Source organism: Pseudomonas sp. GW821-FHT01C01, from assembly GCF_059422645.1.
Genome location: NZ_JBWKXF010000004.1, coordinates 131,201 through 155,311, shown reverse-complemented (window position 1 = coordinate 155,311; position 24,111 = coordinate 131,201). Strand labels below are relative to the sequence as shown.

At 60.9% G+C, this 24,111-nt stretch carries 21 protein-coding genes; 14 read left to right on the top strand and 7 right to left on the bottom strand.

Features of this window, described 5'->3' with window-relative positions; all coding sequences use genetic code 11:
• Positions 1-19: 19 nt before the first annotated feature.
• The 5 genes from bioD to bioB form a co-directional block, all read right to left on the bottom strand.
• Entirely contained in the window at positions 20-700 is a 681-nt protein-coding gene (bioD, locus tag AC07XF_RS04425; protein ID WP_495025547.1) for a dethiobiotin synthase, read from the bottom strand.
• Entirely contained in the window at positions 697-1,509 is an 813-nt protein-coding gene (bioC, locus tag AC07XF_RS04420; RefSeq protein ID WP_495025546.1) for a malonyl-ACP O-methyltransferase BioC, read from the bottom strand. Before bioC ends, bioD begins: the two co-directional genes overlap by 4 nt.
• Positions 1,502-2,233 (bottom strand): alpha/beta fold hydrolase, encoded by a 732-nt coding sequence (locus AC07XF_RS04415; protein WP_495025545.1) that lies wholly within the window; start codon positions 2,231-2,233, stop codon positions 1,502-1,504. The genes bioC and AC07XF_RS04415 overlap by 8 nt, the downstream gene beginning before the upstream one ends.
• Positions 2,226-3,404, bottom strand: coding sequence for an 8-amino-7-oxononanoate synthase (gene bioF / locus AC07XF_RS04410; RefSeq protein WP_495025544.1), 1,179 nt, complete (start codon positions 3,402-3,404; stop codon positions 2,226-2,228). Before bioF ends, AC07XF_RS04415 begins: the two co-directional genes overlap by 8 nt.
• A gap of 176 nt (positions 3,405-3,580) precedes the next feature.
• Positions 3,581-4,636: a biotin synthase BioB gene (gene bioB / locus AC07XF_RS04405; RefSeq protein WP_442096194.1), complete on the bottom strand. Its 1,056-nt coding sequence runs from the start codon at positions 4,634-4,636 to the stop codon at positions 3,581-3,583.
• A 93-nt stretch (positions 4,637-4,729) separates the two neighbouring features.
• Here bioB and AC07XF_RS04400 point away from each other — a divergent pair, with 93 nt between their 5' ends.
• From AC07XF_RS04400 to rarD, 5 genes are all read left to right on the top strand, one after another.
• Positions 4,730-5,470, top strand: coding sequence for a ComF family protein (locus AC07XF_RS04400; protein WP_495025543.1), 741 nt, complete (start codon positions 4,730-4,732; stop codon positions 5,468-5,470).
• Between the two features lie 63 nt (positions 5,471-5,533).
• Positions 5,534-6,298: a TOBE domain-containing protein gene (locus tag AC07XF_RS04395; RefSeq protein WP_495025542.1), complete on the top strand. Its 765-nt coding sequence runs from the start codon at positions 5,534-5,536 to the stop codon at positions 6,296-6,298.
• Positions 6,299-6,365: 67 nt separating this feature from the next.
• The gene (locus tag AC07XF_RS04390; RefSeq protein WP_495025541.1) at positions 6,366-8,267 is read left to right on the top strand and encodes a PhoX family protein; all 1,902 of its coding nucleotides are present in this window, start codon (positions 6,366-6,368) and stop codon (positions 8,265-8,267) included.
• Positions 8,268-8,447: 180 nt separating this feature from the next.
• The gene (locus AC07XF_RS04385) at positions 8,448-9,422 is read left to right on the top strand and encodes a serine/threonine protein kinase (RefSeq protein ID WP_495025540.1); all 975 of its coding nucleotides are present in this window, start codon (positions 8,448-8,450) and stop codon (positions 9,420-9,422) included.
• A gap of 205 nt (positions 9,423-9,627) precedes the next feature.
• Positions 9,628-10,515 carry an EamA family transporter RarD gene (rarD, locus tag AC07XF_RS04380; protein WP_495025539.1) on the top strand — a complete coding sequence of 296 codons (888 nt, stop codon included), beginning with the start codon at positions 9,628-9,630 and terminating at the stop codon, positions 10,513-10,515.
• Between the two features lie 215 nt (positions 10,516-10,730).
• Here the strand turns inward: rarD and AC07XF_RS04375 are convergent, their stop codons facing one another.
• Positions 10,731-11,249, bottom strand: coding sequence for a glycine cleavage system transcriptional repressor (locus AC07XF_RS04375; RefSeq protein ID WP_150756155.1), 519 nt, complete (start codon positions 11,247-11,249; stop codon positions 10,731-10,733).
• 568 nt (positions 11,250-11,817) lie between these two features.
• On the opposite strand from AC07XF_RS04375, the gene AC07XF_RS04370 reads away from it, so the two are divergent.
• Positions 11,818-14,007, top strand: coding sequence for a malate synthase G (locus tag AC07XF_RS04370; RefSeq protein ID WP_495025538.1), 2,190 nt, complete (start codon positions 11,818-11,820; stop codon positions 14,005-14,007).
• 194 nt (positions 14,008-14,201) lie between these two features.
• Here AC07XF_RS04370 and AC07XF_RS04365 read toward each other — a convergent pair whose 3' ends face one another.
• Positions 14,202-14,648, bottom strand: coding sequence for a response regulator (locus AC07XF_RS04365; protein ID WP_495025537.1), 447 nt, complete (start codon positions 14,646-14,648; stop codon positions 14,202-14,204).
• Positions 14,649-14,900: 252 nt separating this feature from the next.
• On the opposite strand from AC07XF_RS04365, the gene AC07XF_RS04360 reads away from it, so the two are divergent.
• From AC07XF_RS04360 to AC07XF_RS04325, 8 genes are all read left to right on the top strand, one after another.
• Positions 14,901-16,841 (top strand): putative nucleotidyltransferase substrate binding domain-containing protein, encoded by a 1,941-nt coding sequence (locus AC07XF_RS04360; protein ID WP_495025536.1) that lies wholly within the window; start codon positions 14,901-14,903, stop codon positions 16,839-16,841.
• The gene (locus AC07XF_RS04355; protein ID WP_495025535.1) at positions 16,838-17,545 is read left to right on the top strand and encodes a 3'-5' exonuclease; all 708 of its coding nucleotides are present in this window, start codon (positions 16,838-16,840) and stop codon (positions 17,543-17,545) included. The genes AC07XF_RS04360 and AC07XF_RS04355 overlap by 4 nt, the downstream gene beginning before the upstream one ends.
• Before the next feature lie 213 nt (positions 17,546-17,758).
• Positions 17,759-18,277: an RNA polymerase sigma factor gene (locus tag AC07XF_RS04350; RefSeq protein ID WP_495025534.1), complete on the top strand. Its 519-nt coding sequence runs from the start codon at positions 17,759-17,761 to the stop codon at positions 18,275-18,277.
• On the top strand, positions 18,274-19,248 hold the full coding sequence (locus AC07XF_RS04345) for a FecR domain-containing protein (RefSeq protein ID WP_495025533.1): 975 nt from the start codon (positions 18,274-18,276) through the stop codon (positions 19,246-19,248). The genes AC07XF_RS04350 and AC07XF_RS04345 overlap by 4 nt, the downstream gene beginning before the upstream one ends.
• Before the next feature lie 225 nt (positions 19,249-19,473).
• A complete protein-coding gene (locus AC07XF_RS04340) occupies positions 19,474-21,918 on the top strand; it encodes a TonB-dependent siderophore receptor (RefSeq protein ID WP_495025532.1) in 2,445 nt (814 codons plus the stop codon).
• A gap of 72 nt (positions 21,919-21,990) precedes the next feature.
• On the top strand, positions 21,991-23,121 hold the full coding sequence (locus tag AC07XF_RS04335) for a PepSY-associated TM helix domain-containing protein (protein ID WP_495025531.1): 1,131 nt from the start codon (positions 21,991-21,993) through the stop codon (positions 23,119-23,121).
• Positions 23,118-23,297: a hypothetical protein gene (locus AC07XF_RS04330; protein ID WP_108231667.1), complete on the top strand. Its 180-nt coding sequence runs from the start codon at positions 23,118-23,120 to the stop codon at positions 23,295-23,297. The genes AC07XF_RS04335 and AC07XF_RS04330 overlap by 4 nt, the downstream gene beginning before the upstream one ends.
• A 176-nt stretch (positions 23,298-23,473) precedes the next feature.
• Positions 23,474-24,103: a glutathione S-transferase family protein gene (locus AC07XF_RS04325; protein ID WP_495025603.1), complete on the top strand. Its 630-nt coding sequence runs from the start codon at positions 23,474-23,476 to the stop codon at positions 24,101-24,103.
• Positions 24,104-24,111 lie beyond the last annotated feature (8 nt).

The following is a 24,111-nucleotide window of genomic DNA, read 5'->3' as shown; positions in this document are numbered from 1 at the left end:
AGCCCGCATTGCGAAAACGTCAGTCCAACAGGTCCAGTTGCAAGTGCTCGGCCACTGCTTCGGCCGTAACGGCCTTGAGTTTAGGCACACGCCCCAGGCACGGCGCCGGGAGGCGCTCGGCGAGGGTGGCCAGGTTTTCTTCCAGTCGCGAGGTCTTCGGGTCGATGATGTTGGCCACCCATCCCGCCAGTTGCAAACCGTCCCGGGCAATCGCTTCGGCGGTCAACAAGGCATGGCTGATACACCCCAGCCGCACGCCGACCACCAGGATCACCGGCAACCGCAACGCAATGGCGAGGTCCGACAGATTGTCCTGATCCGCCAGCGGTACACGCCAGCCGCCGGCGCCTTCGATCAGGGTGAAGTCCGCCTGCATGCCCAGAATCTGCCGCATCGGCGCCAGCAACGACTGCACCGTCAGCGCCACGCCCGCCTCTCGCGCCGCCAGATGCGGAGCAATGGCCGGTTCGAAGGCTACCGGGTTGACCTGTGCATACGTCAGCGGCAGCGAACACTCTGCCAGCAACGCCAGCGCATCGGCGTTGCGCAGGCCTTTGGGCGTCACATCGCAACCGGAAGCGACCGGCTTGCCCGCCGCCGTGCTCAAACCCGCCGAACGCGCCGCATGCAACAGCCCGGCGGCGACTGTGGTTTTACCGACATCGGTATCCGTACCGGTGATGAAATAGGCTGCGCTCATAAGGGTTTCTCCAAAACGGCGTACACCACTTGATAAGTCGCCGGCAGGCCCTGTGCCTGACGAAACTGCTCATAAGCCTCAATCAAACCCAATATCCGCGCCCGGCCGGTCAAGCCACCCGGGCGCCCGGGATTGAGGTTGTGCGCACCCAGCGCCTTGAGCTCATGGGTCAGGCTGCGCACATCGGGGTAATGCAGCACATGCGGAAGGTTTTGCAGACTGACCCCCCTCAAGCCGCTGGCCGCACACAACTGCTGATAAACACCAAACTCCCGGAAGCGGTTGACGTGCACCATGCCATCGACCTGTCGCCAGCTGTCGCGCAGTTCAAACAACGTCCCCACACAAAGACTAGCAAACGCAAAAATGCCACCCGGTTTCAGCACTCGACAGGCTTCACTGAGCACCGAGTCGAAGTCCGCACACCACTGCACCGCCAGGCTGGAGAAGATCAGGTCGCAGGTCGAATCCTGCAGTGGCAAACGCTCGGCATCGCCGGCCACGAAATGCGTGGCACCGCCCAATGGCCGGGCGTGATTGAGCATGCCCTCGGCGATATCCAGCGCCACACCGTGACTGCTCGGAAACTGCTCACCCAAGGCACGACTGAAATGCCCGGTGCCGCAGCCCAGATCCAGCCAACGCTGCGGTACAAAATCCTGCGGCAAGCGCCTGAGTAATTGGCTGCCCACATCACGTTGCAACTCGGCCACGCTGTCGTAGCTTTGCGCCGCGCGGGAGAATGATGCAGCTACCTGGCGTTTGTCGGGCAAGCCGCCGGGCAGGTTGGGAAGGGATAAATCAGTCATCGCCGGACTCATGCAAAAAGGCCTGGATCGCCCCCGCCACACCGTGGGGATCCTCCAGGAGAAACGCGTGGCTGGCCTGTTCAATCAGACCGATTTCGACATCTGGCAGCAATGTCAACAACTCGCCCGCCGCTTCCGCCGGCACCAGCCCGTCGAGGCCGGCGAACAAATGCAGTTGCGGACCGCGGAACGATTGCAGTGCCTGTCGTGTATCCAGTTGCGCGAGCACTTGCAGACCACTCAGCAGCACCGGCGCGGTGGTATTCGGCGCGCCACCGAGCAACAACCGCGACAACCCGCGCGGGTCTTCGGCACCTTGGGCGCAGAGCAGCGAAAAGCGTTTCAACGTCGTGCGCGGATCGGCTGCACATCCCGCCAGAAACGCATCGAAGGTTTCCCCGGACATGGCGCTTGACCATTGTTCATGTGCGACAAAAGAAACGTTGCTGGCCAGGGTGAACAGACCACAGCAGCGATCGCCACGCCGGGCCGCCAGTTCGCAGGCGAGCATGCCGCCCAATGACCAACCGCCAAGCCAGGCGTCTTGCGGCAGTGTCGAATCAAGCTCTTCGAGCCATTCTTCAGGATCGCTCGACTCCAGCTCCGGAAACGGCTCGATCTCGACGTGCAGGTGCTCATCCAGGCCGCGCAAGGCCGCCGCCAAAGGCTCCAGCGGTGAAACACCAAGGCCCCAGCCGGGCAGCAGAATCAGTCGATCACGCATGCTTCGGCTCCGGTCCCAGTTGTTGAAAACAATCGGCCAGTCCATCTAACAATAGCTGTACCTGGGCCTCGCTGTGGGCAGCACTTAGCGTGACCCGCAGCCGGGCGCTACCGGCGGGTACGGTAGGCGGACGAATCGCGGTCACCATCAACCCGCGCTCGCGCAGCATTTGCGAAAGGCGTACCGCACGCCCGGCATCGCCGATCATGATCGGCTGGATCGGCGTGAAGCTGTCCATGAGTTCCAGGCCAATCTGCTCGGCACCTTCGCGGAACTGGCGGATCAGCGTCTGCAAATGCTCGCGGCGCCAGTGCTCGCTGTGCAGCAGTTCCAGGCTTTTCAACGTGGCGCAGGCCAGCGCAGGTGGCTGGCTGGTGGTGTAGATGTAGGGACGGGCAAACTGGATCAGACTTTCGATCAGCTCTTCGCTGCCAGCCACAAAGGCACCCGCCGTACCAAAAGCTTTGCCGAGCGTGCCGACCAACACCGGAACGTCATCCTGGCTCAAACCGAAATGCTCGACGATGCCGCCACCGTTGGCACCCAGCGGTCCAAAACCATGAGCATCGTCGACCATCAACCAGGCGCCTTTGGCCTTGGCCTCTCGGGCCAGCGCTGGCAAGTCGGCGATATCGCCGTCCATGCTGAACACGCCGTCGGTGACCACCAGCGTATTGCCGGTGGCTTTTTCCAGGCGTTTGGCCAGGCTCACCGGGTCGTTGTGCAGATAACGATTGAACCGCGCGCCGGACAACAGCCCCGCGTCGAGCAGCGACGCATGATTGAGCCGGTCTTCGAGTACCGTATCACCCTGCCCCACCAGCGCCGTGACCGCGCCGAGGTTGGCCATGTAGCCGGTGGTGAACAGCAACGCACGCGGGCGACCGGTCAGGTCGGCCAACGCTTCTTCCAGGGCATGATGCGGGGCGCTATGGCCGATGACCAAATGTGACGCGCCTCCGCCCACCCCCCACTTCGAAGCGCCTGCACGCCAGGCCTCGATCACTTGCGGATGATTGGCCAGGCCCAGGTAGTCGTTGTTACAGAACGCCAGCAGCGGCTGGCCATCGACCACCACTTGCGGCCCTTGCGGGCTTTCGAGCAGCGGGCGCTGACGGTAGAGGTTTTCGGCACGACGGGCAGCAAGGCGTGCGGCGAGATCGAAAGACATGCAGGCCTCGAACAGTCAGATCACATAAATCAGAATTGAACCCAATCCAAAGTGGGAGCGGGCTTGCTCGCGATGGCGGTGTGTCAGTCGACATCAATGTTGAATGTCAGTCCGCATTCGCGAGCAAGCCCGCTCCCACAGTGTTTTGCATTCCTTCAGAGGAATCGGGCGAAGACTCAAACCGCCGCGTTATAGAACTGCTCGCTGCTCTTCTGCTCCACCAGCGCCTGCTCGATAGCCGCCTGATGCACTTCGTCGGCGTGCTCTTCGCGGGCTTCCGGCAGGATGCCCAGACGCGAGAACAGTTGCATGTCCTTGTCGGCCTGCGGGTTGGCGGTGGTCAGCAGTTTTTCACCGTAGAAAATCGAGTTGGCACCGGCGAAGAACGCCAGGGCCTGCATCTGTTCGTTCATGGCTTCGCGGCCGGCGGACAGGCGCACATGGGATTGCGGCATCAGGATGCGGGCAACGGCGAGCATGCGGATGAAATCGAACGGGTCGACGTCGTCGGCATTTTCCAGCGGCGTACCGGCGACTTTCACCAGCATGTTGATCGGCACCGACTCTGGATGCTCCGGCAGGTTGGCCAGCTGGATCAGCAGGTTGGCGCGGTCGTCCAGCGACTCGCCCATGCCGAGAATGCCACCGGAGCAGATCTTCATCCCCGACTCACGCACGTAGGCCAGGGTTTGCAGGCGCTCGCTGTAAGTGCGGGTGGTGATGATGCTGCCGTAGAACTCCGGCGATGTATCGAGGTTGTGGTTGTAGTAGTCGAGGCCGGCCTTGGCCAGCGCTTCGGTCTGCTCCTGATCCAGGCGACCGAGGGTCATGCAGGTTTCCAGGCCCAGGGCTTTCACGCCTTCGACCATTTTCAGTACGTAGGGCATGTCCTTGGCCGACGGATGTTTCCACGCCGCGCCCATGCAGAAGCGGGTCGAACCGATGGCTTTGGCGCGAGCGGCCTCTTCGAGAACCTTCTGCACTTCCATCAGCTTTTCTTTTTCCAGGCCGGTGTTGTAGTGACCGGACTGCGGACAATATTTGCAATCTTCCGGGCAGGCGCCGGTTTTGATCGACAGCAGGGTCGATACCTGGACGCGGTTGGCGTCGAAATGCGCACGGTGCACCGTCTGCGCCTGGAACAGCAGGTCATTGAATGGTTGAACGAAGAGTGCTTTGACTTCGGCCAAAGTCCAGTCATGACGCAGGGTTGCAGTGGTGCTGGCACTCATGGGCGTTTCCTTTGATTTATGCTTGGTACGCGGCTGGGTAATGGAATGCCCACAGTCGCTTCACAGATGTTTCGGCATATTTAAGGAAGAGCGATGCGCTGTCAACCGCGATACGAAGGGCCGGTTTACATCTGGTTAAAAAACAAACAATCCTGTCTTCTTTGCGATCAAACTGCCGACAACACCCTCCCCGCCTGCATGGACTGCGAAACCGAGTTGCCCTGGCTCGGTGAGCACTGCCAGACCTGCGCCCTGCCCCTCCCGGCGGCGGGCCTGACCTGCGGACATTGTTTGAAGCAGCCACCGGCCTTCGAACAGGTGATTGCCCCCTGGACCTACAGCTTTCCGATCGACAGCCTGATCACCCGCTTCAAGCACAGTGCAAAATGGCCGTTTGGCCGCCTGCTCGCCGAACTCCTCGCTCAGTATCTGCAACATCGCTTCGAAGACGATCTGCAGCGACCCGATGCGCTGATCCCGGTGCCGCTGGCCAACCGGCGCCTGCGCAAGCGTGGGTTCAATCAGGCTGCAATGCTGGCTCACTGGCTGGGTGCACGTCTCGATATCCCTTGCGCCGAACGCTTGCTGCTACGAACCCAGGATACCGACGCTCAACAGGCATTGAACGCCGAAGCACGCCGAAACAACCTGCGCAACGCTTTCGCCCTGACGCCCGGCGCCGTCGTCAAGGGCCAGCACCTGGCCTTGGTCGACGACGTACTGACCACCGGTGCCACCGCTCAAGCCCTTGCCCGTCTGTTGATGGACGCCGGTGCGGCGAGGGTCGATGTCTATTGCCTGGCCCGTACACCCAAACCCGGCGAGACACCCTGACTTGACTCGCGCCCCCCAAGCAGCCAACGTCCTCACCATCGTCACCACCCAAAGCGACTTGCCATGTCCTTGCCAACCTTGTTGTCCCAGCACATTGTCCGCCGTCCGCAGCGCATCGCCCTGCTGCAGCACATCGCCGAACAAGGCTCGATCACCCGCGCGGCAAAAAGCGCGGGCCTGAGCTACAAGGCCGCCTGGGATGCGATCGATGAGCTGAACAACCTGGCGCAGAAGCCGCTGGTGGAGCGGATTGTCGGTGGCAAGGGTGGTGGCGGTGCGCGCCTGTCCAACGAAGGCGAGCGGGTGTTGCGGCTGTACCAGAAGCTGCAAGCCTTACAGGCCCAGGTGCTGGAAGCCGCTGAAGACGCGAGCGACCTCGACCTGCTCGGACGCTTGATGCTGCGCACCAGCGCACGCAATCAGTTGCACGGCAAGGTGATGGCGATCGAACCTCAGGGGCGCAATGACCTGATTCGCCTGGAAGTCGCCGAAGGCTTGATCGTCGATGCGCAAATCACCCACGACAGCACCGAGCGCCTGGAGCTGCAAATCGGCACCGAAGTCGTGGCATTGATCAAGGCCGGCTGGCTCGACGTGCTGGACATCGACTCCAATGAAACGCTTGGAAACAATTGCCTCAGCGGCATCATCGAAAAAATTCTCGACGCCGACGATGGCCCCAGCGAAGTGCGCATCACCCTGCCCAACGGCCTGACACTGTGCGCCTTGGCCGAGCCAAGGCATCTGCAGGCCTTGGGGCTGACGTGCGGTAAACCGGTGCGCGTCGAGTTCTCGCCGTCCAGAGTTCTGCTGGGCACGCCGCTTTAAGCAAAACTGCAACAAAAGTTTCATTACTCATCATTAAGGTGTCTGCAATAACCGCAGGGAGCCTGAAATGAGCCTATTAGAAGAAAACCAGTCCACCGACCTCGAAAACATGGTCGGCCTCAGCCGTCGCGGCTTCATCAGTGCAGGTGCCCTGTGCGGCGCCGCGATGTTCCTCGGCGGCAACCTGCTGAGCCGCAGTGTGATGGCCGCCAGTGTCAGCGCCGGTAACAGCCAGTTGCTGGGCTTCTACAGTATTCCCGCCGCCACCAGCGATTCCATCACCCTGCCACCGGGCTACAAGTCCTCGGTGCTGATCAGCTGGGGCCAGCCTCTGCACAAGGACGGCCCGGCGTTCGACCCGAGCGGCAACGGCAGCGCCGAACATCAGGAAGCCCAGTTCGGCGACAACAACGACGGCATGAGCCTGTTCGAATTTCCGGGCGAAAAAGACCGGGCGCTGATGGCGATCAACAACGAATACACCAACTACCGCTACCTCTACGCCCACGGCGGCATGCCGCAATCGGCGGAAGATGTGCGCAAGGCACTGGCCTGCGAAGGTGTGTCGGTGATTGAAGTGCAGCGCAAGAACGGCCAATGGCACTTCGTCCAGGGCTCGCGCTACAACCGGCGGATTCACGGCAACGCACCCATCAGCCTGAGCGGCCCGGCCGCCGGACATGCCCTGCTGAAAACCGGCGCCGATCCGCACGGCAAGAACGTCCTCGGCACTTTCCAGAACTGTGCCAACGGCAAGACACCGTGGGGCACCTATCTGACCTGTGAAGAGAACTTCACCGACTGCTTCGGCAGCAGCAACGCCGAGCAGAAATTCGACCCGGCGCAAAAACGCTATGGCGCGGTGGTGACCAGCAAAGAGATCAACTGGCATCAACACGACGAGCGCTTCGACCTGGCCAAGAACCCCAACGAACTCAACCGTCACGGCTGGGTGGTGGAGATCGATCCATTCGATCCGCAGTCGACGCCGGTCAAACGCACGGCCCTCGGCCGCTTCAAACACGAAAACGCAGCCCTGGCCGAAACCGGCGATGGTCATGCCGTGGTGTACATGGGCGACGACGAGCGCGGCGAGTTCATCTACAAATTCGTCAGCCGCGACAAGATCGACCACAAGAACCCCAAGGCCAACCGCGACATTCTCGATCACGGCACGCTGTACGTAGCGCGCTTCGATGCGGGCGACGGCAACGCCGATCACCCGAAAGGCCAGGGTGAATGGATCGAACTGACCCACGGCAAAAACGGCATCGATGCCAGCAGCGGCTTTGCCGATCAGGCCGAAGTGCTGATCCACGCCCGTCTCGCCGCCAGTTTGGTGAAAGCCACGCGCATGGATCGCCCGGAATGGATCGTGGTCAGCCCTAAGGATGGCCAGGTTTACTGCACGTTGACCAACAACGCCAAACGTGGCGAAGACGGGCAACCGGTGGGCGGGCCGAACCCGCGCGAGAAGAACGTCTACGGGCAGATCCTGCGCTGGCGCACCGAGCGCGACGATCACGCCTCGCACACCTTTGCCTGGGATCTGTTTGTGGTGGCCGGCAACCCGGGCGCGCATGCCGGTACGCCAAAGGCCGGGTCGTCGAACATCACACCGCAGAACATGTTCAACAGCCCGGACGGCTTGGGTTTCGACAAGGCCGGACGCTTGTGGATTCTGACCGACGGCGATGTGAGCAACGCCGGAGACTTTGCCGGCATGGGCAATAACCAGATGCTCTGCGCTGATCCTGCGACCGGCGAGATTCGCCGTTTCATGGTCGGACCGGTGGGCTGCGAGGTGACCGGGATCAGCTTCTCGCCGGACCAGAAAACCCTGTTTGTCGGGATCCAGCATCCGGGCGAAAACGGCGGTTCGACCTTCCCCGAGCATTTGCCCAATGGCAAGCCGCGGTCTTCGGTGATGGCCATCTCGCGTGAAGATGGCGGGATCGTCGGCGCCTGATCCGGCCTCTTCGCGGGCAAGCCCGCTCCCACAGGGATTTATGTAGTCCTTGTGGGAGCGGGCTTGCCCGCGAAGGCGTCAGCCCGGACACCACACATCTCAAGCCCAACCACTAAAACCGCGCCGTCTGCGCTACCATGCCTGGCCGGACGCAGCAGCCTGCTGCGCGCAGGAGTCAGCATGGCCCACCCGTTTGAAACCCTCACACCAGACCTCGTGCTCGATGCCGTCGAAAGCATCGGCTTTCTCAGCGACGCGCGTATCCTGGCGCTCAACAGCTACGAGAACCGCGTCTATCAAGTTGGTATCGAAGACGCCGAGCCACTGATCGCCAAGTTCTACCGGCCACAACGCTGGACCAACGAAGCGATTCTGGAAGAGCACCAGTTCACCGCCGAACTCGCCGACTGCGAGGTGCCGGTCGTGGCGCCGTTGATCCACAACGGTGAAACCCTGCACGAACACAACGGTTTTCGTTTCACCCTGTTTCCCCGCCGTGGTGGCCGCGCACCGGAGCCAGGCAACCTCGATCAGCTGTATCGTCTGGGCCAATTGCTCGGACGCCTGCATGCGGTCGGCTCGACCCGACCGTTCGAGCACCGTGAAGCGCTGGCGGTGAAAAATTTCGGCCATGACTCGCTGGCCACGTTGCTTGACGGCAACTTCATCCCCCGCAGCCTGCTGCCGGCCTACGAATCGGTGGCTCGCGACCTGCTCAAGCGTGTGGAAGATGCCTACAGCAACACCCCGCACCAGAACATCCGCATGCACGGTGACTGCCACCCCGGCAACATGATGTGCCGCGACGAGATGTTCCATATCGTCGACCTCGACGACTGCCGCATGGGCCCGGCGGTTCAGGACATCTGGATGATGCTCGCCGGCGATCGTCAGGATTGCCTGAGCCAGTTGTCGGAACTGATGGATGGCTACAACGAATTCCACGACTTCAACCCGCGTGAACTGGCCTTGATCGAGCCGCTGCGCGCCTTGCGCCTAATGCATTACAGCGCCTGGCTCGCCCGCCGCTGGGAAGATCCGGCATTCCCCCGCAGTTTTCCGTGGTTCGGCACCGAGCGTTATTGGGGTGATCAGGTGCTGGCATTGCGCGAACAGTTGGCCGCGCTCAATGAAGAGCCACTGAAGCTCTTCTGACGAATACAGACCCCATGTGGGAGCGGGCTTGCTCGCGAAAGCGGTCTATCAGTTAAAACATGCAGTGACTGACACCACGTATTCGCGAGCAAGCCCGCTCCCACAGGTACTGTGTTCACAATTGCCCAACCTATTCAGTCAGGACATTCGCAGACAAATCTCCTTACAATCCCTTCTTTGTTAGCTGCCTAAGCAAGGATTCTGCATGCAAGCCGCCAACCCGCGTCGCGGGTACATTCTGGGCCTGAGTGCCTACATCATCTGGGGACTTTTCCCACTCTATTTCAAAGCCATCGCCAGCGTGCCCGCCGTGGAAATCATCATCCACCGGGTGCTGTGGTCGGCACTGTTCGGCGCCTTGCTGCTGATGGTCTGGAAGCATCCCGGCTGGTGGCGCGAGTTGCGGGAGAACCCGCGACGGCTGGCGATCCTGGCCTTGAGCGGTTCGCTGATCGCGGCCAACTGGCTGACTTACGTCTGGTCGGTGAACAACGGACGCATGCTGGAGGCAAGCCTCGGTTACTACATCAACCCGTTAGTGAACGTGTTGCTGGGCATGCTGATTCTTGGCGAACGGCTGCGACGCATGCAGTGGATTGCCGTCGGTCTGGCGGCTGTGGGTGTGGCGCAGCAGGTCTGGCAAGTCGGCAGCCTGCCGTGGGTGTCGCTGGTGCTGGCACTGACCTTTGGTTTCTATGGTTTGATTCGCAAGCAGGCACCCGTCAAGGCGCTGCCGGGGCTGGTGGTGGAAACCTGGATGCTGGTGCCGATTGCCCTCGGCTGGTTGCTGCTCAATCCGACGGCCAGTAGTGCCCAGGCCGAGTTCTGGACCACCTCCGAAGCCTGGTGGCTGGTGGCCGCCGGTCCGATCACACTGGTACCGCTGGTGTGTTTCAACGCTGCCGCACGGCATTTGCCCTACACGACACTGGGGTTTCTTCAGTACCTGGCACCGACCCTGGTGCTGCTGCAAGCCGTACTGCTGTTTGGCGAACACCTGTCGTCCAGCACCTTGGTAGCGTTCATATTTATCTGGGCCGGTCTGGCGGTTTACAGCGTCGATGCGTGGATAAGTTTGCGCCGCCGCAACTGATCAAAAAACATACAAGCATCTGCAGGCCACGTCTTCCGTGGCCTGCATCATTCCTTCCCAAGGTTATCCACAGCGTGATCCCCGCCGTTTGTGCGCAAGTGGCTGAAACTGCTGGTTTTTTGATCAGTTTCTGGCGAGCCCCGGTCGGCGTGGCCTGGCGGGGTGTCTCTACAGGTTATCCACAGGCGGGTGCACGTTTAACTTGGATAACCTGATCAGGGTTCACTGCGCAGTACCAACTCGACCATCAGGTCGTCAGCCAGGGTTTCCAGGCGTGATTGCAGCACGTCCAGCGACAGCGTCAGCGGGACGGCAAGAATCGCTTCGGCGTGGAACAGCGGCTCGCTACTCATCGGTGCCGGGCGCACTTCGGTGACCAGCCGTTCCAGGTTTACCCCCTGCTCACTCAACAAGCGTGTGATGTCACGCACGATTCCCGGGCGATCATTGCCCACCAGTTCCATGGCGATCGGCTTCCAGGTGCAGGATTGTTCGATGCCGCTTTCGGCGATCAACACGCGAATGCCTTGGACGGACAAGCCCTGTAGGGCATCGACCAATTCGTCGTAGGCCTCGGCCGGCACACCCACTCGAAGAATCCCGGCGAATTGTCCGGCCATGCGCGACATGCGGCTTTCCAGCCAGTTGCCACCGTGCTCGGCAATGCATTGGGCAATGCGCTCGACCTGGCCTGGCTTGTCCGGTGCGAAAACGGTGAGTACGAGGTGGTCCATGGCGCAGCCCTCTTGTTATGACTTTTGTTATCGAGAACCAAGTATAGGCAAGGGATGGGAGGTGCCTGGGCAGATCCGGAATCAAAGGTGTATCGACTGGCCTCTTCGCGAGCAAGCCCGCTCCCACAGGGTCATGCGCAGTCCTTGTGGGAGCGGGCTTGCTCGCGAATGAAGGCACCGCCGATCCGGCAGGCTCAACAAATCGTGTACAAGTTTTGATATTTAACTGGAACAATCCAATAGTTTTTTGAGAACATCACGCTCCCCGACGTGACCGCAATGCGTCATGGGGTCGCAGAACGACGTAATTAGTCTAATTTTCACAACCGCAATTCATCATGTAGTATGCCGCAGCGCGCACTACATAATGTTGGATCGATGTCTGCCGCAGGCACGTTCGCAACCCTGAAAGCCCTGTCAGCAAGGCCCCAAGCCGTTGATTGGTCCCAACCCAGCCGCCTGTCATGGGCATGTACTGGTAGAGGGGTTTGTGGTTTAAATGGCCAGAGGCTTCATTGTTAATTTGAAGAGCTGAAAAGCGAAATAGCTGAGCAGAGTGAGGCAAGCAATGACTGAACACGTTCAAGTCGGTGGCCTGCAGGTCGCCAAAGTCCTGTTCGACTTCGTGAACAACGAAGCCATTCCCGGTACCGGCCTCACCGCCGATAAGTTCTGGGCCGGTGCCGACAAGGTTATTCATGACCTGGCGCCGAAGAACAAAGCCCTACTCGCCAAACGCGATGATTTCCAGGCTCGTATCGATGGCTGGCACCAGTCCCGCCAAGCTCTTGGGTCAGCCCAGCCGCACGACGCGAAGGCCTATAAAGCCTTCCTGCAAGACATCGGTTATCTGCTGCCAGAAGCGGCCGATTTCCAGGCAACGACGCAAAACGTCGATGACGAAATCGCCCGCATGGCCGGCCCACAGCTCGTGGTGCCGGTGATGAACGCCCGCTTCGCGCTCAATGCCTCGAACGCCCGCTGGGGGTCGCTGTACGATGCGCTCTACGGCACCGACGCCATCAGCGAAGCCGACGGCGCGGAAAAAGGCAAAGGCTACAACAAGGTTCGCGGCGACAAGGTCATTGCCTTCGCCCGCGCCTTCCTCGACGAATCGGCGCCTTTGGCGGCCGGCTCCCACGTCGATTCCACCGGCTACAAGATCGTCGACGGCAAACTGGTGGTCGCCCTTAAAGGTGGCAGCAACACCGGCCTGCGCAACGACGCCCAACTGATCGGCTTCCAGGGCGATGCTTCGGCACCGACCGCGATCCTGCTGAAAAACAACGGCCTGCATTTCGAAATCCAGGTCGACGCCAGCACCCCGGTCGGCCAGACCGACGCGGCCGGCGTCAAAGACATCCTGATGGAAGCGGCGCTGACCACCATCATGGACTGCGAAGACTCCGTCGCCGCCGTCGATGCCGATGACAAAGTGGTGATCTACCGCAACTGGCTCGGCCTGATGAAGGGCGATCTGTCGGAAAGCGTCGCCAAGGGCGGTCAGACTTTTACCCGTACCATGAACGCCGACCGCACCTACACCGCTGTCGATGGCAGTGAATTGAGCCTGCACGGTCGTTCGTTGCTGTTCGTGCGCAACGTTGGTCACCTGATGACCATCGACGCCATCCTCGACAGTCAAGGCAACGAAGTGCCGGAAGGCATTCTCGACGGCCTGGTGACCTGTCTGTCGGCAATCCACAACCTCAATGGCAACAGCTCGCGCAAGAATAGCCGCACCGGCTCGGTCTATATCGTGAAGCCGAAGATGCACGGCCCTGAAGAAGCGGCGTTCACCAACGAGCTGTTCGGTCGCATCGAAGACGTGCTGGGCCTGCCACGCAACACCCTCAAAGTCGGGATCATGGATGAGGAGCGTCGTACCACGATCAACCTCAAGGCCTGCATCAAGGCGGCGAGCGAGCGTGTGGTGTTCATCAACACCGGTTTCCTCGACCGCACGGGCGATGAAATCCACACCTCCATGGAAGCCGGCCCGATGGTGCGCAAGGCGGACATGAAGGCGGAAAAATGGATCGGCGCCTACGAGAACTCCAACGTCGATATCGGTTTGAGTACCGGCCTGCAAGGTCGCGCGCAGATCGGTAAAGGCATGTGGGCGATGCCGGACCTGATGGCTGCAATGCTCGAACAGAAAATCGCTCACCCGCTGGCCGGTGCCAACACCGCCTGGGTACCGTCGCCGACCGCTGCTGCGCTGCACGCGCTGCACTACCACAAGGTTGACGTGTTCGCCCGTCAGGCCGAACTGGCCAAACGTGCCCACGCTTCGGTGGACGACATCCTGACCATCCCGCTGGCGGTGAACCCGCAGTGGACCGCCGAACAGATCAAGAACGAACTGGACAACAATAGCCAGGGCATTCTCGGTTACGTGGTGCGCTGGATCGACCAGGGCGTCGGCTGTTCGAAAGTACCGGACATCAACGACGTCGGCCTGATGGAAGACCGTGCAACGCTGCGTATTTCCAGCCAGCACATCGCCAACTGGCTGCGTCATGGCATCGTCACCGAAGATCAGGTCATGGAAAGCCTCAAGCGCATGGCGCCAGTGGTTGACCGCCAGAACGCCGGTGATGCGCTGTATCGTCCGCTGGCCCCGAACTTCGACAGCAACATTGCCTTCCAGGCAGCCGTCGAACTGGTGGTCGAAGGCACCAAGCAGCCGAACGGCTACACCGAGCCTGTTCTGCACCGTCGTCGTCGCGAGTTCAAGGCTGCCAATGGCCTGTAACTGAGCGTTTACACTGGACATGAAAAAGCCCTGATCGAAAGATCAGGGCTTTTTTTATGCAATGATTTTTTGCTCTTTGTGGGAGCGGGCTTGCTCGCGAAAGCGGTGCATCTGCCAAAAAATACTCGACTGACACTACGTATTCGCGAGCAAGCCCGCTCCCACAGGGATTGTGCAGGGTTTACTGGTTTGGACTAAGGCGCCATCCCAAGCTCATGCTTGACCAACCCCAGCAACTTGTCGGAATCAATGGGTTTGAGCAGGAAATCCACCACGCTCAAATGCATCGCGGCAATGGCGTCCTTCACGGACGCGTCGCCGGAAACAATAATGATCGGCATCGCGGCCCGCACCGATTCACGCACCCGGCGAATCAGCTCCAGGCCATCGATATGCCCCATCCGCAGATCGGTAATCACCAAGCCAATCGAGGGTTTCTCTTCCAGCATCTTGAGAGCGGTTTCGCCACTGGCCGCCGTCATGCAGCGAATGCCGTCCAGCGCCAGAATTTCCGACAGCAGATCCCGGGCATCTTTATCGTCATCGACGACCAGCACCCGTTGCGGTGGCAGATCAGGTTCCAGCATGACGGCACTGAGCGCCTCGCGCTCGGCATCACTCAAAATATCGTGGTCGGACATGGCTTTCTCTACATGTTCAATTCAATTCCCTAGCACAGTGGAGAGACATCGCTAAGCAGACCATCAATGTGCACTTCGTTGGATAATTTTCCAATAGCAGAATAGAGAGGTTTTTCTCACAGTTGCGTAGGGTTTTTCCGACATTCCATCACACTGACTGCCTACCTAGACTTACGTCCAATGGGCACCTCGACCGCAGGGGTCGACCATGGGTGAGTCATCCGACAACAAATCCAAAAAAAGACTGCGGTAATGGTTATGAGTAAAGCGGACGCCTTCACACAGGCAGGGAAAACCGCCGTGTTGCAGAACATCCAGGGCACGTTGCAATTCCTTCAGCGTTTCCCGCCCTTCAACCAGATGGAACACGCACACCTGGCGTATCTGGTCGAGCAATGTCAGCTGCGTTTTTACGCTCCCGGCGAGAGCATCATCAAACCCGCCGACGGCCCGGTCGAGCACTTCTATATCGTCAAGCAAGGCCGGGTCGTGGGCGAGCGTCCGCATACGGCAAAAGGTGGTACCGAAACGGTGTTCGAAATCACCACTGGCGAGTGTTTTCCCCTCGCGGCGTTGCTGGGTGAACGGGCGACGCGCACCGAGCACCTTGCCGGCGAAGACACCTTCTGCCTGCAACTGAACAAAGCGGCGTTCATCCGCCTGTTTTCGCTGTCGGACACCTTCCGCAACTTCGCCCTGCGCTGCGTCAGCAGCCTGCTGGATCAGGTCAACCAGCAAGTGCAGCAAAAAGCCGTGGAAACCCTTGGCACCCAATATTCGCTCAATACCCGACTGGGCGAATTGGCCATGCGCCACCCGGTAACATGCAGCCCGCAGACACCGTTGCGTGAAGCCGTGACGCTGATGCATGAACAGCAAGTCGGCAGCATCGTGGTGGTCGATGAACACAAGGCGCCATTAGGGATTTTCACCCTGCGCGACCTGCGCCAGGCCGTGGCCAACGGTAGCAGTGATTTTAACGAAGCCATCGAAGGGCACATGACCCGGGCGCCGTTTTTCCTGTCGCCGGATCACAGCGCCTTCGACGCGGCGATTGCCATGACCGAGCGGCATATCGCCCATGTCTGCCTGGTCAAGGACCAACGCTTGTGCGGCGTAGTTTCGGAGCGCGATCTGTTTTCCCTGCAGCGGGTCGACCTGGTGCACCTGGCGCGCACTATCCGCAATGCCCAAAAGGTGGAAAACCTGGTGGCACTGCGGGGCGAAATCGGTCAACTGGTCGAGCGCATGCTGGCCCACGGCGCGTCTTCGACGCAGATCACCCACATCATCACCTTGCTCAACGACCACACCGTGTGCCGGGTGATCGAACTGACCCTCGCCGAAAAAGGCGACCCCGGCGTGCCGTTCAGCTGGCTGTGTTTCGGCAGCGAGGGCCGTCGCGAGCAGACCCTGCATACCGATCAGGACAACGGCATTCTGTTCGAAGCCAGGGATGCGGCCCATGCTGCCGAGATTCGCGGCAAGTTGTTGCCCATCGCCCAGCAGATCAACCAGAGCCTGGCGCTGTGCGGCTTCACCTTGTGCAAGGGCAATATCATGGCCGGCAACCCCGATCTGTGCCTGTCCCGGGCCGAATGGGCGCGGCGCTTTGCGGCGTTTATCCGCGAGGCAACCCCGGAGAACCTACTGGGCTCGAGCATCTATTTCGATTTGCGCGTGGTCTGGGGCTGCGAGCAAAGCTGCGAGCAGTTGCGTCGGGGCATTCTCGATCAGGTCGGCGACAACCGTTTGTTCCAGCGCATGATGGCCGAGAATGCGCTGCGCAATCGCCCGCCCGTAGGGCGCTTCCGCGAATTCGTACTGGCGCGCAAAAATGGCGAGAAGGCCACCCTGGATTTGAAAGTCCAGGGTCTGACCCCATTTGTCGACGGCGCCCGATTGCTGGCCCTGGCCCATGGCATCGAGGCCAACAACACGCTGGAGCGTTTTCGCCAACTGGTCGCCAAAGAGGTCATCGAACCCCTGGACGGTGCCGCGTACGAAGAGGCCTATCACTTCATCCAGCAAACCCGCATGCAGCAACATCAACTACAGACCCGGGAGAATTTTCCCTACTCAAATCGGGTCGATCCCGACAGCCTCAATCATCTGGACCGGCGCATCCTGCGTGAGTCCTTGCGCCAGGCACAACGCCTGCAAAGCAGCCTGACCTTGCGGTATCAGCTATGAGCCTGTTTTCCTGGCTGCGCCCGGCAAGCCTCGCCCTGCCCGCCGACCTGCAACAACGGCTGGAACGCTTGCCCGCCGCTGCCGCCCTGAGCGAATGCAGCCTGCGCGAACAGCGTTGGGTGGTGCTCGACCTGGAAACCACCGGGTTGAACCTGAACAAGGACCGCGTGTTGTCCATCGGCGCGGTGGTGATCGAGGACGGGGCCATCGACTTTCGCCAGCAGTTCGAACGCACCCTGCAATATCCGCAAGTAAATCTCGGCCCCAGCGTGCTGATCCACGGTATCGGCCCCAGCGCCATTGCAGCGGGCAGCGACCCGGCGCAAGCGCTGCTCGACTTGATGGAGTACATCGGTGACAGTCCGGTGCTGGCCTTCCACGCGCCGTTTGACCAGCACATGCTCGGACGTGCGCTGAAAGATCATCTGGGTTTCAAGTGGCAGCATCCGTTTCTGGATGTGGCGGACATTGCACCGCTGCTATGCCCCCAAGCGCACATTCGCGAGGCAGGGCTGGACGATTGGATCGACTGGTTCAAGCTCGAAGTCTTCGAACGCCACCACGCCAGCGCCGACGCCCTGGCCACCGCTGAACTGGCGCTGATCCTGTTCAGCCGCGCGCGGCAGCAGCAGATTCATAGCCCGTTGAATCTGCAGCAGCGGTTGAGTCAGTGGAAGCGTCGGCGGCTGGCGCCGTCCTTCTGACCTTTACGCCCCCTGTAGGAGCGAGCTTGCTCGCGAAGGCGGTGTGTCAGGCGCCACCGATGTTGAATGGGCTGGCCCCTTCGCGAGCAAGCCCGCTCCCACAGGGGTATCGCCAAATTCCCATCCGACCAACGCCAATTGCTTACCTCCCCCGCGCCTGCCACAATCGCGAACAGTTCTCGTTAGTTAATATTTCCCAATCGGTGATGCGGCGTGTCGTCAGTTCCAAGCCCTCAAAGTGAGATCGTTGGTGCGTTATATCGCGACCATCGCGGTTGGCTATTGGCCTGGCTTCGACGCAACGTCGCCTGCCCGCAGCGGGCCGAAGACCTGAGCCAGGACACTTTCGTGCGCTTGCTGGGCCGTGAGGAACTGAAGGAACCGCGCGAGCCGCGGGCGTTTCTGGTGGCGATTGCCAAGGGCTTGCTGTTCGATTACTTCCGTCGCGCCGCGCTGGAACAGGCCTACCTCACCGAGCTGATGCTGATTCCCGAAGCCGAACAACCGTCGGCGGAAGAACAGCAAATGATCCTCGAAGACCTGAAAAACATCGACCGTTTGCTCGGCAAGCTTTCCAGCAAGGCCCGGGCGGCGTTTCTCTACAACCGTCTCGACGGCCTCGGCCATGCGGAAATCGCCGAGCGCCTGGGGGTGTCTGTGCCGCGGGTGCGCCAGTACCTGGCCCAAGGTATTCGCCAGTGCTACATCGCGCTGTACGGTGAGCCGACATGAACCCGGTCAGTTCCAAACCGGTATCGGCCAACGTACTGGACGCGGCGATTGCCTGGCAGTTGTCCATGGATTGCGCCAACCCGATAGAGCGCGAAGAGTTCGCCAAATGGCACGCAGCCCACGAAGAGCACGCCCGCGCATGGCGCCAGTTAGGCATGCTCGACCAGCGTTTCAGCGTGGCCAGCGGCCCGGCCCGCACTGCCCTGCTGCAATCGCGCGAAGGCATTCGCCGGCGGATGCGCAAGCTCGGCAACAGTGTCGCCAGTGTCGTTGCCGTGATCGGCCTGGCCCTGTTCGCCGGGGAACGTTACCTGCCGATCGACTATTGGTTGGCCGACCAGCGCACCGCCGTGGGCGAGCAGCGCACCCTGCGCCTGGCCGATGGCACGCTGATCAATCTCAACACCCACAGTGCCCTGGATGTGCGCTTCGATGAAAAGCAGCGACGCATCGTGCTTCAGGAAGGCGAAATCCTCGTTGAAACCGGCCATGGCGATCCCCGGCCATTCATCGTCGAAACCCGTGAAGGCAGCATGCGCGCGCTGGGTACGCGGTTTCTGGTCAAGCGCGAAGAACAAGGCACGCGCCTGAGCGTGTTGCAGTCGGCGGTGGCGGTTCACCCTGAGTCCAGCCCTGACGAACAGATTCTGCGCGAAGGCCAGCAGGTGCTGATCCGCGACAATGGCCTGGGTCCGATTCTGGCCGTCAACCTCGGCGCGGATGCCTGGACCCGCGGCATGCTGGTGGTGGACAACACGCGACTGGAAGATCTGGTGCATGAAATCGGCCGCTATCGACCCGGTTACGTCGGGGTCGCGCCGCAAGTGGCCGACCTGCGCATCACCGGCAGCTTCCCGCTGCGCGACACCGACCTGGCGCTCAATGCCCTGTTGCCGACCTTGCCTGTGCAGATTGAACAGCACACGCAATGGTGGGTGAAGGTGGTGGCCAAGGCCGATACCAAGCCCTGAGCGAGCATAGGCACCGTCGTCTGTAGGAGCTGGCTTGCCAGCGAATGTCGTCAACGATAACGCGTATCCACTGGATAGTTGCAGTGCTTTTGAGGGCATCGCTGGCAAGCCAGCTCCTACAAAAGCGAATACTGAATCGAAATAATTTTCATCCTGCCCTATCACTTTTTGATTTTCGTTCGGCACACAGGCAATTGAGAAATATTTCCATTCAGGAGCCGCTGTATGCCCCGTTCGCTAGACTCCCTGATACGCCGCAGTTTGCTGGCGGTCGCCATTGCCCTTTGTACCCCTTTGGCCAGCAGCCAACTGGTCGCCGCTGAACAGGCGTCCAGCGTCCGCGCCTACAACCTGCCGGCCGCACCACTGGTCAACACCCTGAACCAGATCGCCAGCCAGGCCGGTTTGGCCCTGTCGTTGAATCCATCTCTGGCGGCAGGCAAGACCTCGGCGCCGGTCAAAGGCCAGTTCGACGCGGCCGATGCTCTGCGTGAAGCCCTGCGTGGCACTGGCCTGCAACTGGAGCAAAGCAGTGCGGGCACCTACAGCCTGGTAGCCGTGCCCGAAGACGTGATGGCCCTGCCGGCAACCAGCGTGATCGGCGTGGAAGACTCTGAAAGTGCCTGGGGCCCGGTGCAAGGCTACACGGCCAAGCGCACCGCCGCCGGCACCAAGACCGACACCGCGCTGGTCGAAGTGCCGCGTTCGATTTCGGTCGTCACTCGCCAACAGATGGACGACCGCAACGTACACACCCTCGATGATGCCGTGCGCTACCTGCCGGGCATCACCGCCAGCAGCTTCGGCAGCGACACCCGCGCCGACTGGTTGCGCGTGCGGGGTTTCGAACCGACTCAATTCCTCGACGGCCTGCCACTGCCAAAAGGTGTGTACTCCAACCCGAAACAGGAAACCTGGAACCTCGACCGCCTGGCGCTGTTGCGCGGCCCGGCCTCGTCCGTGTACGGCCAGACCCCGCCGGGCGGCCTGCTGGACATGGTCAGCCGTCGCCCAAGCGCCGAAGCCAGTAGCGAGATCCAGTTGCAATACGGCAGCGACAACCATCGCCAGATCAACTTCGCCAGCACCGGCAAGATCGACGACGAAGGCCAGTTCCTGTACAGCATCAGCGGCGTGCTGCGCGACGGCGGCACGCCCATCGATCACATCGATGACAAGCGCTACAACATTGCGCCGAGCCTGACCTGGAACATCGACGAAGACACCAGGTTCACCCTGCTCACGCAATTCACCCGTGACGATACCGGTATCACCAGTCAGTTCTATCCGATCCAGGGCACCAAGATCGACATGCCGTTCGGCGAGATTTCCCACCACAAGAACCTGGGTGATCCGAACTACGACTTCTACGACCGCACCTACTACGCGCTGGGTTATGCCTTCGAACATCGCCTGAACGATGTCTGGCAGTTCCGGCAGAACCTGCGCTACACCAAGTCGGAGCTGTCGTTCCAGGCCGTGACCGTCAACAGCTACAACCCTGACCTTGCCAACCTCGGGTTTGTCGTCGACGATCAAGGCAACACCGGCCGCGGCACCTCCAATGTCGACGAAGACATCGCCCAATTCGCCGTGGACAACAACTTCCAGGGCGACTTCGTCACTGGTGACGTCAGTCACACCTTGCTGATCGGCCTGGACCACCAGCGCAACACCACCAACTACCTGTCGATCTTCGGTACCGCGCCGGGCATCAACGTCAACAATCCGATTTATGGTTTGCCAATCACCCGTCCGCCACGCTCCACGGCGTTCTACGACTACGAACAGAAGACCCAGCAGACCGGCCTGTACATCCAGGACCAGATGGCCCTCGACCAATGGCGCCTGACCCTCGGTGGTCGTGAAGACTGGGTCCACACCGGAACCACGTTCTTCAACAAGGGCGATGCCACCAACACCGAACGCGACAAGAACTTCAGCGGCAACGCGGCGATCAGCTACGTGTTCGACTCGGGCTTCGTGCCCTACCTGTCCTACGCCGAATCGTTCCAGCCGACCAGCAATGCCGTCGCCTCGCCGACCGAGTCGTTCAAGCCGACCGAAGGCAAGCAATGGGAACTGGGTATCAAGTACCAGCCACCGGGCAGCAACACGCTGCTGACGGCGGCTGTGTATGACCTGACCCAGAAAAACGTTTCCGTCACCCACAACGTGGGCAACGTGACAGTCACCAGCCAGACCGGCGAAGTGAAAGTCAAAGGCCTGGAGCTGGAAGCCGTTTCCGACGTGACCGAAAACCTCAAGGTCACCGCTGCGTACACCCTGGCCAAATCCGAAGTGCAAGATGGCATTTACAAGGGTAATCGCCTGCAACTGATGCCTAACCAGCAAGCGTCGGTGTGGGGCGACTACACCTGGCACAACGGCGTGCTGGACGGCTTCGGCATCGGCGCCGGCGCGCGCTACACCGGCAACACCTACGGCGACCAGGCCAACACCTGGCTGGGCAAGGCCGGCGCCTACACGGTGTTCGACGCAGTGGTTCACTACGACCTCGGTCGCCTGGACAACAGCCTCAAAGGCGCTTCGCTGGCCGTTAACGCGACCAACCTGTTCGACAAGGACTACATCGCGACTTGCGACAGCTTCTACTGCTACTACGGCGACCAACGCAGTGTCGTCGCCAGTGCAACGTACAAGTGGTAATGGTTTGAGCCGGCACGCCCAATGACCAGGCCGTCCTTTGTGGACGGCTTTGGTTTTTCCGAAGGCTATGAAATGAAAAGTAAAATAATTCGCCGCTGGTCCGCGGTTCATACCTGGACCAGCCTGATTTGCACGGTGTTCCTGTTACTGCTGGCACTGACCGGCCTGCCGTTGATCTTTCATCACGAGATCGACCGCTTGCTGGGCGATGCACCTGAAGTGAAGGAAATGCCGGCGGACACCCCGCACCTGAATTTGCAGCAGTTGGTAGAAGCGGCCGAGAAACACCGTCCCGGTGAAGTCATGCAGTATTTCGGCTTCGAGGACGATGAGCCCAACGCCGTGCTGACCATCATGGCCGCGACCGCAGGCACCGAGCCGAATTCGTCTCACACCTTCATGCTCGACGCGCGTACCGGCGAAGCGCTGGAAACGCCATCCGCCAACGGCGGCTTCATGATGACCATGCTGCGCCTGCACGTGGATATGTTTGCGGGGCTGCCGGGAAAGCTGCTGCTGGCGTTCATGGGGATATTGTTCGTGGTGGCGATCGTTTCCGGCACGGTGTTGTACCTGCCGTTCATGCGTCGCTTGAAATTCGCCACTGTGCGCCAGGACAAATCCACGCGCCTGCGCTGGCTCGACCTGCATAACCTGATCGGTGTGGTGACGTTGACCTGGGCCCTGGTGGTCGGCGTGACCGGCGTGATCAGTGCCTGCACCGACCTGATTATTGCCGCCTGGCGCAACGACAGCCTGAGCGCGATGGTCGCGCCGTACCGCGATGCGCCACCGCTGACGCAATTGGCACCGGCCACTGGTTTGCTCGACATCGCCGGGGAGGTGGCGCCAGACATGCAACCGGACTTCATCGCCTTCCCCGGCACGCGGTTTTCCAGTGAGCACCATTACGCCGTGTTCATGAAAGGCAGCACGCACCTGACCTCGCACTTGTTAACCCCGGTACTGATCGACGCCAGCACCCTGCAAGTCACTGCCGTGGCCGAACGACCGTGGTACATGGACGCCATGGGCATGTCGCAGCCGCTGCACTTCGGTGACTACGGCGGCATGCCAATGAAGATCCTCTGGGCGACCCTGGATGTGCTGACCATCATCGTGCTCGGTAGCGGGGTCTACCTGTGGGTGGTGCGGCGCAAGGCTGCCAGGCCAGTGCTGGAAAAAGCGGAGAGCGTGGCATGAAACCCCGGCAGTCGAACTTCTGGAAGGTCTTCTCGACGCCCACGGTAATCGCCCTGTTCAGCGCAGCCGGGCTGTTTTCCGCGCTGCTGGGGGATGGCGTTTGGGACGCCCTGAGTTGGGTTGGCCTGGGCATCCCGGCTGTCCTTGCCTTGCGCGGTCTGCTGCAACGCCGCTAAACCCTGTGGGAGCGGGCTTGCTCGCGAAGGCGGATTGTCAGGCAACATCTGATGCGACTGATACACCGCTTTCGCGAGCAAGCCCGCTCCCACAGAGGATCTGTGTTTTTTGTGGTCTTGAGCTATCAAGTCAACGCGCTATGCTGCTCGACACCGCCACCGACCGAGACGTCGCCATGTCCGCCCCGAGCATGACCCTGTACCACAACCCGCTCTCCCCCTTCGTTCGCAAAGTCATGGTGCTGTTGCACGAAACCGGTCAACAGAACCGCGTGGCGTTGCAAACCAGCGTACTCACCCCGGTCAACCCGGACCTGACCCTGATCGACGACAACCCCCTGAGCAAAATCCCGGCCCTGCGCCTGGCCGACGGCAACATCATCCACGACAGCCGGGTAATCCTCGATTACCTCGATCATCAGCACGTCGGCAACCCGCTGATTCCCCGCGAAGGCTCGGCGCGCTGGCGGCGCCTGACCCTCGCGTCGCTGGCCGACGGGATCATGGACGCGGCCGTGCTGGTGCGTTACGAAGTCGCCCTGCGCGCGCCGGAGAAACACTGGGACGAATGGCTCGACGGCCAGCGCGACAAAATCCGCCGCAGCTTGGCGCTGCTGGAGAAAGACGCCATTGCCGAACTGACCTGCCACTTCGATGTGGCGGCGATCAGCGTGGCGTGTGCGTTGGGATATCTGGACCTGCGCCATCCGGATCTGGATTGGCGCGAGGCTAACCCGCAGTTGGCGGGGTGGTATTTCGAGGTGAGTCAGAGGGCTTCGATGATTGCGACGATGCCGAAGGTTTGAAGCGGCCA